Here is a 12,235-nt window from a genome sequence, read left to right as displayed (position 1 = left end):
CGGAGACATCGCATGACGACATCGAAGAACGGACTCGGGCGCGCACTCGGCGCGGGCGCGGCACTGGTGCTCGCCGCAAGCGCGGCGGCAGCCACGGAGGCGCCCTTCCCCTCCAAGCCCGTGCGCATCATCGTGCAGTACCAGGCGGGCGGCTCGACCGACATCCTCGCGCGGCTCGTGGCCGAGGGCCTGTCCAAACGGCTGGGCCAGCCGGTGGTGGTCGAGAACCGCAGCGGCGCGGGCGGCATCATCGGCACCGACTACGTCGCCAAGAGCCCGCCCGACGGCCACACGCTGCTGCTCACGGTGCCGGGCCCCGTCACGGCGAACCTGGTGCTCTACAGCAAGCTGCCCTACGACCCGCGCACCGACCTGCGCATGGTGTCGGACATCGCCACCACGCGCACCGTGCTGGCGGTGCATCCTTCGGTGCCGGCGACCGACTTCAAGAGCCTGATCGCCGCCGCCAAGGCCGCGCCCGGCAAGTACTCGATGGGATCGTGGGGCCCGGGCACGCAGCCGCACCAGGTGCAGGTCTACATGGACAAGGCCTACGGCCTGCAGACGATGCACGTGCCCTACAAGGGCGAGAGCCCGATGGCGATCGACCTGATCGGCGGCGTGATCCAGATGACCGTGGGCTCGGTCACCACGCTGCAGCCGTACATCAAGGCCGGCAAGCTGCGCCCGCTGGCCGTGGCCGGCCCGCGGCGCGCCCGCGCGCTGCCCGACGTGCCCACCTTCGCCGAGCAGGGCTACGCCGACGAGGTCTACGCCATGACCGGCCCGACCTCGCTGATGGCGCCGGCCAAGACGCCCGACGCCATCGTCGAGCGCCTGGGCCGCGAGGTCAGCGCGGTGGTGCGCCAGCCCGAGGTGAGCCGGCGCATCGAGGAGCTCGGCGCCGAGCCCGTGGGCAACCTGCCGCCCGAGGCCGCCGCGGCCTACAAGGCCTTCCTGCCCGTGACGCTGAAGCTCACGCAGGCCACGGGCGTGAAGCTCGACTGAACCGCCTTCCCCCTCTCCCCTTTTTTTCGAACCCCGAGGTCCTTCCCATGAACGCTCCCGCTCCCGTGCCCGACATCGCCGCCGCCCGCAAGGCACTCGCCCGTTCCATCGGCCTGGCCGCCTTCGTCTACGGCTATCCGCTCACCGAGACTTACCGCACCTGCGCCATGCAGACCGCGCCGCGCGCCGAACGCCGCAGCGGTGCCTCGGCCGGCTCCGACGTGCGCGCGCCGCTGAACACGCTGCACCACGCGCCGCGCCCGTCCACCCACGAAGACCGCGACGTGGTCACGCCCGCCAACGACCTGCTCTACACCATGGCCTGGCTGCACCTGGCGCACGGGCCGATGCTGCTCACGGTGCCCGCGTCGGCGCGGCATCCGGGGCGCTACTTCGTGCTGCCGCTGTACGACGCCTACACCGAGAACTTCGAGAACCTGGGCCCGCGCAACTGCAACCCCGAGGGCGAGACCGTGGTGCTCGTGGGCCCCGGCGGCACGGTGCCGGAATCGCTCGCAGCCGCCCACCGCGTGGTGCGCTGCCCGACCGACCTGGTCTGGCTCATCGGCCGCATCCTGGTGGGCGACGAGAGCGACTGGCCGGCCGCGCGCGCGCTGCAGTCGGAGATCCAGCTGAAGCCCGCGCCCGGCACCGTGCTGCAAGGCCGCCCGGCCGCCATCGAACAGTGGGCCGGCCCGCACGAAGACGCCATGGCCGCCGCCTTCGAGCACGGCGAGCCCGCTGCAGACGTGGCGCCGCGCTTCTTCACCAACGTGTGCCATGCGCTGGCCGAAGCGCCGGGCCGCGTGGAAGACCGCGCGCTCGTCGCGTGGTTCGGCCAGGGCGGGCTGCTGGCGAACGCCGCGTTCTCGTGGGACGCGCTCGAAGCACCGCTGCGCGAAGGCCTCATCGAAGGCTTCGCCGAGGGCGTGCAGCTGGTCGGCGCCGTGGGCCGCAACCGCCGGCCCAAGCCCTGGTCGATGACGCCGGCCACCGGCCGCTACGGCAACGAGTTCCTCGGCCGCGCGCGCACCGCCTACCTGGGCCTGGGCGCGCTGGCCACTAGCGAGGCGGTGTACGCCGCCGCGCACCACGACGCCACGCAGGAACCGCTGGACGGCCAACGCCGCTACACGATGCGCTTCGAGGCCGGCGACCTGCCGCCCGCGGACGCCTTCTGGTCGGTCACGCTGTACGACAGCGACCGTTTTCTCTACCCCAACGACATCCGCCGCCACGCCATCGGCGACCGCACGCCCGGGCTGAAGCGCAACGCCGACGGCAGCCTCGAACTGGTGGTGGGCCACGCGCGCCCCGCCGACGCCGCCAACTGGCTGCCCGCGCCGGCCGGGCGCTTCTACCTGATCCTGCGCATGTACTACCCGCGCGAGGGCGTGCAGACCTGGCGCATCCCGGCGCTGCAGGCACAACAGGGCTGAGCACGATGCAACCGCACACCGACTCCCTTCACGCCCTGGCCGAAGAGGCCGTGGTCTACGCCTACCCGCTGTACGAGATGTGCCGCATGCGCGCAGCCACCTCGCCGCAGCGCACCGACGCCGCCGGCGAGGCGCCCAAGCCGCTGCGCTGGTGCAACGTGTTCACGCACGCGCGCCAGCTGCTGGGCGCGGGCAAGAGCCGCGTCGTCACGCCGAACAACGACACGCTCTACACCAACGCCTGGCTCGACCTGGGCGAGGGCCCGCTCGTGATCGACGTGCCCGACACGGCCGGGCGCTACTACGTGCTGGGCCTGCTCGACTTCTTCACCAACCCCTTCGCCCACCTGGGCCAGCGCCTCACGGGCACGGCGGCGCGCGCCTTCGTGGTCACGCCGCCGGGATGGCGCGGCACGCTGCCCGCGGCCTTCGATGCGCCGGGCGCGCGCATCGAGGCGCCCACGCGCTGGCTGTGGATCATCGGGCGCCTGCTGGTCGACGGCCCGCAGGACGTGCCCGCCGTCAACGCGCTGCAGGACGGCTTTCTCGTGCGCACGCTGGCCGACTGGGAGGCTGGCCGCGCCTCGGCGCCGCGCGCCTTCGACCCGACCTGCGACCCGAAGGCGCCGCTCACGGCCGCGCACTTCGCTGCGCAGGTGAATGCGGCGCTGCGCGACAACGCACCGCCCGCTGGCGATGCTGCGCAGCTCGCGCGCTATGCGGCGCTCGGTATCGGGCCCGGCACGGGTGCACTCGACGACAGTCAGCGTGCCGCGCTGCAGGCCGCGCTCGACACCGTGCTGCCCCGGCTGCGCGAGGCGCAGTCGGGCCGCACCACGGCCTCGGGCTGGGTGCAGATGCCGCTCGTGGAAGGCTCCTTCGGCGACGACCACCTGGCACGCGCGCTGATCGCGCTCAAGTACATCGGCATGCTCGAAAGCCGCGAGGCCACCTACCCGATGGCCTGGCACGACGCCGCAGGCGAGGCCCTCACCGGCCAGCGCCGCTACACGCTGCGCTTCGCGCCCGACGCGCTGCCGCCGGTCGACGCCTTCTGGTCGCTCACGATGTACGACACGCGCGACTACATGCTGGTGGACAACCCGATCGACCGCTACGCCGTCGGCGACCGCACGCCGGGACTGCGGCGCGATGCGGACGGCGGGCTCACGCTGCACATCCAGCACACGCGCCCCGACGGCGAGGCCGCATTCGCCAACTGGCTGCCGGCGCCCGAAGGCAGCTTCTACCTGTGCCTGCGCGCCTACGTGCCGCGCGCCGAACTGCTCGACGGCCGCTACCAGCTGCCGCCCCTCACCGTCACCAAGGATTCCGCATGAGCGCCACCGCTGAAAAACCCCAGGCCGCAGAAGAAGAAAAGCCCTTCCTCATCGTCGGCACCGGCACCGAGACCGTCGCGCCGGGCCTGCACATCCTGCGCGGGCAGGGCCAATCGTTCGTGGCCGAGACCAACGTGGGCCTGGTCGTGATCGACGCCGGCCCGGGCGGCTCGGTGACGCAGGGCATGATCGACGCGCTGCGCCAGCTCAGCGACGCGCCGGTGCATGCGCTGTGCTTCAGCCACGGCCACATCGGCTACAACGCCGGCGTGCCGATGTGGCTGGCCCATGCCGCCGCGCGCGGCGATGCGCCGCCGCGCATCATTGCGCACCGCAACGTGCCGCGCCGCCAGGCGCGCTACCGCGAGACGCTGGCCCTGCAGCACCGCATGGCCGAGATCCAGTTCAACCGCCCCGCCGGCTTCTTCGACCACCGGCTGGTGACGCACCCGCCCACCGAGACCTTCGACGACGTGCTGCAGATCGGCAGCGGCGAGCGCCGCATCGAGCTGCGCTGGGCGCCCTCGGAAACCGACGACGCGATCGCGCTGTGGAGCCCGGCGCAGCGCGTGCTGTACGGCGGCGCGGCGCTGATCGACTCCATTCCCAACATCGGCACACCCTTTCGCACGATGCGCGACACGGTGCGCTGGGCCGACACGCTGGAGGCGCTGGCGGCATTGAAGCCGCGCAAGGCGGTGCGCGAATTCGGCGCCACGCTCGAGGGCGAAGACCAGGTGCAGCACGTGCTCGTGCACACGGCCCGCGCGCTGCGCTGGGTGCGCGCCGAGGTGGTGCGGCTCATGAACGAAGGGCTCAACGAGCGCGACATCCTGGCGCGCATCCGCTTCCCCGACGAGCTGTTCGCGGTCGAGTGGATGAAGCCCACCTACGGCGACCCCGGCTACATCGTGCGCGACATCTACCGCTCGGAGAACGGCTGGTGGGACCGCAACCCGACCTCGCTGCACCCGGCCGCGCCCGAGGCCATCGGCCGCGCGGTGGCCGACGCCATCACCGACAAGCGCGGCGTGATCGACCAGGCACGTGCGCTGGCTGCGGCCACGCAGTGGCAGCTCGCGCTGCATGTGATCGACCTGCTGGCCACCGCCGAGGGCGAGGCGCTCGAGATCGCCGAGGCGCGCTCGCTCAAGGCCGAATGGCTGCGCGAGCGGGCGCGCGAAGTGCCCAGTTACGTCTCGCGCAACCTGTATCGCGTGGGCGCGGACATGATCGAACAAGGCACGCAGGCGCGCTTCGGCATCCGCTGAGGCCTTTCCATCGGAGACACGGACCATGACAACCACAACACCATTCCGCTTCGGCCTGCGCATGCTGGTCGCCTGTTCCCTGGCCACGCTGGCCGTTGCCAGCCACGCGCAGGGCGACAGCAGCTACCCCGACAAGCCCGTGACGCTGGTCGTGCCCACCGCACCGGCCGGCGGCACCGACACCATGGCGCGGATCATCGGCGACGGCCTCGGCAAGATCCTGAAGCAGCCCTTCGTGGTCGACAACCGCCCGGGCGCCAACGGCATCCTCGGCAGCGAGGTGGTGGCGCGTTCCACGCCCGACGGCTACCGGCTGCTGTTCACCTACGCCGCGACGATGGTGGTGAACCCCAGCCTCTACAAGAAGCTGCCCTACGACCCGCTGAAGGACTTCATGCCCGTCGCCCAGGTCGGGCGTGGCGGCAACCTGCTGCTGGTGCGCAAGGACTTGCCGGTGAAGACGATCCAGGAGTTCGTCGCCTACGCCAAGGCGCGCCCCGACAAGCTCAGCTACTGCTCGTGGGGCAACGGCTCGGGCGGCCACCTGGCGATGGAAAGCCTGAAGAAGCAGGCCGGCCTCGTCATGACGCACGTGCCCTACAAGGGCAGCGGCCCCTGCGTGCAGGACCTCGTGGGCGGCCAGGTCGATGCGGCCTTCGCCGACATCTCCTCGACCGTGGAGATCGTGCGCGCCGGCCGCATCCGGGCGCTGGCCAACAGCGGCCCCTCGCGCATCCCGATGCTGCCCGACGTGCCGACCATGACCGAGAGCGGCTACCCCTTCACCACCTACGCCTGGTACGGCCTGATGGCGCCGGCCAAGACGCCGCCGGCGATCGTGAAGAAGCTCAACGAGGCCGTGAACCAGGTGCTGCGCGACCCCGCGGTGGTGCGCCGCATGTACGAGCTGAACTTCAACGACCTGCCGCAGAACACGCCCGAGCAGTTCACCGCCACCATCCGCAGCGACCTGCGCGACTGGGGCGCGCTGGTGAAGGACATCGGCCTGACGCTCGAATGAGCGCCTGAGCGGCCCTGACCAAGGGTAAGCAACATGGTCGGCCGGCGGCGCTTCCCACACACTGCGCCGTGACAGGCACGGTTTCTGCTCATCGGAGGGGCGATGGCAACTGCGCCAGCGCGCACCATGACCGAGCTTCTTCACTTCAGCCGACAACTCACCGCCGAAGCCCAGGCCCAAGCCTCGGGCGTGGGCACCTGGAAGCAGCACTACGAGCAGCTGTCGAACGGCCGCTTCGAGGGGCTGTCCGAAGACCTGCACCTGGATTTCGTGCAGGTGTTCCACGAACACGCCAACCAGACGGTGCTGCAGCACGGCCACGGCCGCCCGGGCGCCCTGTGCCTGGCCGTGATCGACGTGACGGCCCCCGGCAGCTGGTACTGCGGCCACGACCTCGACGGGCGGCGGCTGATCGCGCTGTCGCCGCAGCGCGAGTTCGAGCTGCTGGCCGGCGCCGGCATGGACCTGATGGCCGTGTGCGTCGACACCGACCCGCTGGCGAAGCTGGCCACCACCCTGTTCGGCCCCGACTTCGCGCTGCGCATGCCGGCGCCCGCGCCGGTGCAGCACCCCGGTTTCGACGAAACCGCCTTCACCCGCCTGCTGGGCGCCGCCCTGTCGCTGGCGCGCGACAACCTTGCGCAGCTGGAGCAGCCGGCCGCGCGCCACATGCTGTCGCTGTCGCTGGCCGACGCGGTGCTGCAGTGCATGGGCTCCGAGGCCTTCGAGGCCCGGCTGCCCGCCAGTTCGGCGGCGCGCCGCCACATCGTGGCCAAGGCGCGCGAGTACATGCAGGCGCACGCCGACGAACCCATCAGCGTGCCCGACCTGTGCGCGGCCACCGGCGTGTCGCGCCGCTCGCTGCAGTACGCCTTCGAGGACGTGCTGCACCTGAGCCCCGTCACCTACCTGCGCGTGATGCGCCTGAACCGCGTGCGTTGCGAGATGCAGGCCTGCCGCGACGACACCATCGGCGACATCGCCGCGCGCTGGGGCTTCTGGCACCTGTCGCGCTTTGCCATCGACTACGCGCGCCTGTTCGGCGAGCTGCCGTCCGCCACGCGCGCACGGTGGTTTGCCAAATCTTGATAACGCCCGCGCCGGCGGCGCTCTTACCTTCGCGGTTGTTTCACACAACATGCGAAGAAGGATGCAGCCATGCGCAGCAGCTACCACCGAACGCCCGGCCGCGGCGCCGCACGGCGCCTCCTGGGCACCGCCCTGGCCTCTGCCCTGGCGCTCGCCCTCGGCTCCCTGAGCACTGAGCCGGCCCGGGCCCACGGCGGCGCGGCCCACATGGTGCCGCTGAAGAAGACGGTGGAAGACTTCGGCGGCACGCTGCGCTGGGACAGCTTTGCCAACGTGTTCACCGTGGCGCGCAACGGCACGCTGGTGCGCCTGAAGCCCGGCTCGAAGACGGCGCTGGTCAACGGCCAGCCGATGCAGCTGGACGTGCCCGTGGTCATGCGCAAGGGCGCGGCCTACGTGCCGCACGATTTCGTGAACCAGGTGTTCCAGTCCAGCCTGGACAAGACCTTCGTGGTCGAGCGCGTGCCCAACCCGCTGAACCCGCTCACCGAGGCCGAGATCCAGGCCACGCTCGAGGTGCTGAAGGCCTCGGGGCGCCACAAGGCCGGCCTGCGCTTCACCGAGATCAGCCTGAAGCGCCCGCCCAAGGACGAGGTCTGGAACTTCGCGCTCACCGGCCAGCCCGTGCGCGCGCCGCGCCAGGCGGCCTTCGTGGCGCTGGACGGCAAGAAGGTCATCGAGGGCACGGTCGACCTCGCGGCGCGCACGCTCACCGCATGGAAGCCCATCGAGGGCGCGCACGGCATGGTGCTGCTGGACGACTTCGCCAGCGTGCAGAGCGCCATCGAGGCCAGCCCCGACTACGCCAAGGCGCTCGCCACGCGCGGCATCGCCGACGTGAAGAAGGTGGTGGCCACGCCGCTCACCGTGGGCTACTTCGACGGCAAGGATTCGCTGCGCCAGGAAGACCGCCTGCTGAAGGTGGTGAGCTACCTGGACGTGGGCGACGGCAACTACTGGGCGCACCCCATCGAGGGCCTGGTGGCGGTGGTCGACCTGGAGCAGAAGAAGGTCATCAAGATCGAGGACGGCGGCCTGGTGCCCGTGCCGCTCAAGCCCACGCCCTACGACGGGCGCGACCGCGCGGCCACGCCCGCGCCCAAGCCGCTGGAGATCACCGAGCCCGAGGGCAAGAACTACACGATCACCGGCCACACGATGCACTGGCGCAACTGGGACTTCCACGTGCGGCTCGACTCGCGCGTGGGCCTGGTGCTCTCCACCGTCACGTACAACGACAAGGGCACCAAGCGCAAGGTGATGTACGAAGGCTCGCTGGGCGGCATGATCGTGCCCTACGGCGACCCCGACACCGGCTGGTACTTCAAGGCGTATCTCGACTCGGGCGAGTACGGCATGGGCACGCTCACCTCGCCCATCGAGCCGAACAAGGACGCGCCGCAGAACGCGGTGCTGCTGGACGCGACGCTGGCCGACTACACCGGCGCGCCCACCAAGGTGCCGCGCGCCATCGCCGTCTTCGAGCGCTATGCCGACCCCGAGTTCAAGCACCAGGAAATGGGCAAGCCGAACATCAGCACCGAGCGGCGCGAGCTGGTGGTGCGCTGGATCAGCACGGTGGGCAACTACGACTACCTGTTCGACTGGGTCTTCGCCGAGAACGGCACCATCGGCATCCACGCCGGCGCCACCGGCATCGAGGCCGTGAAGGGTGTGAAGTCGCGCACCATGCAGGACCCCACGGCCGCCGAGGACACGCGCTACGGCACGCTGCTGGACCACCACATCGTCGGCACCACGCACCAGCACATCTACAACTTCCGCCTCGACCTCGATGTGGACGGCGAGCAGAACACGCTCACCGAGGTCGACCCCGTGGTGCTGCCCAACACGCGCGGCGGCCCGCGCACCAGCACCATGCAGACGGTGCAGCGCACGGTGCGCACCGAGCAGCAGGCGGCGCAGAAGTTCGACCCCTCGACCATCCGCCTGCTGAGCAACCCGGCGAAGAACAACAAGGTCGGCAACCCGGTGTCCTACCAGCTCATTCCGTACGCGGGCGGCACGCACCCGATTGCCAAGGGCGCCAACTTCGCAAAGGACGAGTGGATCAACCACCGCCTGAGCTTCATGGACCGCCAGCTCTGGGTGACGCGCTACGACCCCGAGGAGCTGTTCCCCGAAGGCAAGTACCCGAACCGCTCCAACAAGGACACAGGCCTGGGCCAGTTCACGGCCGACAACCAGGAGATCGTGAACACCGACAACGTGGTGTGGCTCACCACCGGCACCACGCACGTCGCGCGCGCCGAAGAGTGGCCGATCATGCCCACCGAGTGGGTGCATGCGCTGCTCAAGCCCTGGAACTTCTTCGACGAAACGCCGACGCTGGGGCTGAACCGGCCTGCTGCGAAATGAGTGCGTCCGACGAGGCCATCGGCCGCTACGAAGACCTGATGACGCTGGCGCCCGCGCTGCAGGCGCCGACCTACCGCCAGATGAACCGGCTCTATGCGACGCGCGCGATCCGGCGCGGCACGCAGGTGCATCCGCTGCCCGAGGGCACGCCGGTCGATGCGCAGCGCTTCGGCATCAGCGAGTTCATGGCACGCAACCACACGGCCGGGCTGCTGGTGATCAAGGACGGCCACGTCGTGCTCGAGCGCTACGCCATGGGCAACGACGCGGCGACGAAGTGGCTGTCGTTCTCGGTCGCGAAGTCGCTGACCTCCACGCTGGTCGGCGCAGCCGTGAAAGATGGCCACATCGCCAGCCTCGACGACCCGGTGGTGCGCTACCTGCCCGCGCTGAGTGGCTCTGCGTATGACGACGTGACGGTGAAGCAGGTGCTGCAGATGAGCTCGGGCGTGGCCTGGAACGAGGACTACCTCGACGCCGACTCCGACCGGCGCCAGCTGATGCGCGTGCAGCTCACGCGCGAAAAGGGCGCGGTGCTGAAGTTCATGGCGCAGCGCCCGCGCGTGGCACCGGCGGGCACGCGCTTCAGCTACAGCACCGGCGAGACCTGCCTGGTCGGCGAGATCCTGGCCAGCGCGATCCGCCGGCCGATCAGCGACTACCTCTCGGAAAAAATCTGGGCACCCTTCGGCATGGAGGCCGATGCGTACTGGCAGCTCGATGCGGTCGATGGCCAGGAGTTCACCGGCAGCGGCGTGAATGCCACGCTGCGCGACTTCGGGCGCTTCGGCCTGTTCGTGCTCGGCGGCGGCATGGCCGGCGGCCACAAGGTGCTGCCCGACGGCTGGGTGGCCGATGCCACACGCGTCGATGCATCGAGCCACCTCGCGCCCGGCACGCTCGCGGGCTTCGAGCCGATGGGGTACGGCTACCAGTGGTGGACCTTCCCGACCGGCGCGAAGGCGCTGCCCGAACTCGACGGCGGCCTGTTCGCCGCGCTCGGCATCTTCGGCCAGCAGGTCTACATCCACCCGAAGGAACGGCTCGTGGTCGCGATCCACAGCACGTGGCCGGCGCCGATCCATCCGCCGAGCCTGGTCGAGACCGATGCGCTGCTCGGCGCATTGACCACCGCGCTGCGCACCTGAACAGAGCGTGGCGCACGCCACGCTCTGCAACGCGTCAGGAGAAGATCACCTGCGCGTCGGTGTACTCCTTCAGCCCTTCTTCCGCGAACTCCACGCCGAGCCCCGAGGCCTTCACGCCGCCGAAGGGCGCGTTGGGCTGGATGGCGCCGTGCTTGTTGATCCACACCGAGCCGCACTCCAGGCGCGACGCGACGCGCTTCGCGTGCTCGATGTCCTTCGACCACACGGAACCGCCGAGGCCGTTCTCGCTGTCGTTGGCTGCGCGGATGGCCTCTTCGACATCGGTGTAGCGGATGACGGGCAGCGCGGGCCCGAACTGTTCTTCGTCGACCAGCGCGTCGCCGTTCTTCAGGCCCGCGACGATGGTCGCGGGGAAGAACAGGCCCTCGCCCGGCTCGCCGCCCGTGAGCACCTGGCCCTTCTTTTTCGCGTCGGCCACGAGCCGCGCGACCTTGTCGAACTGCATGCGGTTCTGCACCGGGCCGAGCACGTTCTTCTCGTCCATGCCGTCGCCCATCGGCACCTGCTTGGCAAAGGCCGCGAGGTGCTCGCACACCTCGTCGTGGATGCTGGCGTGCACGTACAGCCGCTTCATGGCCGCGCAGGTCTGGCCGTTGTTGAGGAACGCGCCCCAGAACAGGCCTTCGGCAATGGCCTTGGGGTCGGCGTCGGGCAGCACGATGCCGGCGTCGTTGCCGCCGAGCTCGAGCGTGAGGCGCTTCATGGTGCTGGCGGCCGACTGCATCACCTTCTTGCCGGTGGCGCAGGAGCCGGTGAACACGATCTTGCGGATGACGGGGTCGCTCGCCATGTCGGCGCCGAGGTTGGAGGTGCGGTCGTCGCAGCTCACGCTGTTGACCACGCCTTCGGGCAGCACCTCGTTGAGCAACTCCACGAAGCGCAGCGTGGCCAGCGGCGTGTAGGGCGAGGGCTTGATGACGACCGTGTTGCCCGTGCGCAGCGCCGGCAGCACGTGCCACACGGCGATCAGCACGGGGAAGTTCCACGGCGTGATCGAGCCGACCACGCCCACGGGCTTGCGGAAGATCTCGACATGGCCCTGCGCGTTGTCCTGCAGCACGCGCGGCGGCAGCGACAGCGCCGCGGTGGCGCCGGCCCAGGCCGCCGCGCCGCCCAGCTCCCAGCGCGAACCCAGGCCGTTGAGCGGCTTGCCCTGCTCCAGCGTGAGCAGGCGCGCCAGCTCTTCGGCGTGCGCGCCGATCTTCTCGGTCACGGCGCGGCAGGCCGCGGCCAGTTCGTCGTCGGACTTTCGCGACCAGCTCGTGAAGGCCTTTTGCGCGGCGGCCACGGCGGCGGCGAGGTCGTCGCGCGAACCGTTCGGCGCGGTGCCGATCACCTGGCCGTTGGCGGGGTTGCGCACTTCGAAGGAGGCCGTGCCTGGCACCGCGCGACCGCCGATCGTCATTCTTGTCTCTTGCATTGCTTTGTCCTGGTTGGGTTGACGCTGGCGCGCGCCGCCGCAGGGCGGGCGCGCCAGGTCACTGTAGGAAAAGCAGGGGCCGGCGTCTTGGAGCCAGGC

General features: G+C 70.4%; 9 protein-coding genes. 8 read left to right on the top strand and 1 reads right to left on the bottom strand.

The window, feature by feature from the left end; translation table 11 throughout:
- The first annotated feature begins 12 nt into the window (after positions 1-12).
- From AC07Q9_RS20100 to AC07Q9_RS20065, 8 genes are all read left to right on the top strand, one after another.
- A complete protein-coding gene (locus AC07Q9_RS20100) occupies positions 13-1,008 on the top strand; it encodes a Bug family tripartite tricarboxylate transporter substrate binding protein (RefSeq protein ID WP_495311552.1) in 996 nt (331 codons plus the stop codon).
- Between the two features lie 47 nt (positions 1,009-1,055).
- Positions 1,056-2,447 (top strand): DUF1254 domain-containing protein, encoded by a 1,392-nt coding sequence (locus AC07Q9_RS20095; protein WP_495311550.1) that lies wholly within the window; start codon positions 1,056-1,058, stop codon positions 2,445-2,447.
- A gap of 5 nt (positions 2,448-2,452) precedes the next feature.
- Entirely contained in the window at positions 2,453-3,787 is a 1,335-nt protein-coding gene (locus AC07Q9_RS20090; protein ID WP_495311548.1) for a DUF1254 domain-containing protein, read from the top strand.
- Complete coding sequence (locus AC07Q9_RS20085; protein WP_495311547.1) at positions 3,784-5,058, top strand: alkyl sulfatase dimerization domain-containing protein; 1,275 nt, start codon at positions 3,784-3,786, stop codon at positions 5,056-5,058. The genes AC07Q9_RS20090 and AC07Q9_RS20085 overlap by 4 nt, the downstream gene beginning before the upstream one ends.
- A gap of 25 nt (positions 5,059-5,083) precedes the next feature.
- Positions 5,084-6,079, top strand: coding sequence for a Bug family tripartite tricarboxylate transporter substrate binding protein (locus tag AC07Q9_RS20080; protein ID WP_492679928.1), 996 nt, complete (start codon positions 5,084-5,086; stop codon positions 6,077-6,079).
- Positions 6,080-6,205: 126 nt separating this feature from the next.
- A complete protein-coding gene (locus tag AC07Q9_RS20075) occupies positions 6,206-7,168 on the top strand; it encodes a helix-turn-helix domain-containing protein (protein ID WP_495311545.1) in 963 nt (320 codons plus the stop codon).
- A gap of 69 nt (positions 7,169-7,237) precedes the next feature.
- Positions 7,238-9,547 (top strand): primary-amine oxidase, encoded by a 2,310-nt coding sequence (gene tynA / locus AC07Q9_RS20070; protein ID WP_495311543.1) that lies wholly within the window; start codon positions 7,238-7,240, stop codon positions 9,545-9,547.
- Positions 9,544-10,695: a serine hydrolase domain-containing protein gene (locus tag AC07Q9_RS20065; protein ID WP_495311541.1), complete on the top strand. Its 1,152-nt coding sequence runs from the start codon at positions 9,544-9,546 to the stop codon at positions 10,693-10,695. The genes tynA and AC07Q9_RS20065 overlap by 4 nt, the downstream gene beginning before the upstream one ends.
- Before the next feature lie 34 nt (positions 10,696-10,729).
- Here AC07Q9_RS20065 and AC07Q9_RS20060 read toward each other — a convergent pair whose 3' ends face one another.
- Positions 10,730-12,136 (bottom strand): aldehyde dehydrogenase family protein, encoded by a 1,407-nt coding sequence (locus tag AC07Q9_RS20060; protein WP_495311539.1) that lies wholly within the window; start codon positions 12,134-12,136, stop codon positions 10,730-10,732.
- Between the last annotated feature and the right edge of the window lie 99 nt (positions 12,137-12,235).

The organism is Variovorax sp. GW821-FHT09A10, from assembly GCF_059418385.1.
Note: the sequence above shows the minus strand (reverse complement) of the source record. Positions and strands in the feature narration are given on the sequence as shown.

Excerpts from the sequence above, each read along its gene's own strand:
- AC07Q9_RS20100 (WP_495311552.1), top strand. The coding sequence starts at position 13 with ATGACGACATCGAAGAACGGACTCGGGCGCGCACTCGGCGCGGGCGCG.
- AC07Q9_RS20095 (WP_495311550.1), top strand. The coding sequence starts at position 1,056 with ATGAACGCTCCCGCTCCCGTGCCCGACATCGCCGCCGCCCGCAAGGCA.
- AC07Q9_RS20090 (WP_495311548.1), top strand. The coding sequence starts at position 2,453 with ATGCAACCGCACACCGACTCCCTTCACGCCCTGGCCGAAGAGGCCGTG.
- AC07Q9_RS20085 (WP_495311547.1), top strand. The coding sequence starts at position 3,784 with ATGAGCGCCACCGCTGAAAAACCCCAGGCCGCAGAAGAAGAAAAGCCC.
- AC07Q9_RS20080 (WP_492679928.1), top strand. The coding sequence starts at position 5,084 with ATGACAACCACAACACCATTCCGCTTCGGCCTGCGCATGCTGGTCGCC.
- AC07Q9_RS20075 (WP_495311545.1), top strand. The coding sequence starts at position 6,206 with ATGACCGAGCTTCTTCACTTCAGCCGACAACTCACCGCCGAAGCCCAG.
- tynA (WP_495311543.1), top strand. The coding sequence starts at position 7,238 with ATGCGCAGCAGCTACCACCGAACGCCCGGCCGCGGCGCCGCACGGCGC.
- AC07Q9_RS20065 (WP_495311541.1), top strand. The coding sequence starts at position 9,544 with ATGAGTGCGTCCGACGAGGCCATCGGCCGCTACGAAGACCTGATGACG.
- AC07Q9_RS20060 (WP_495311539.1), bottom strand. The coding sequence starts at position 12,136 with ATGCAAGAGACAAGAATGACGATCGGCGGTCGCGCGGTGCCAGGCACG.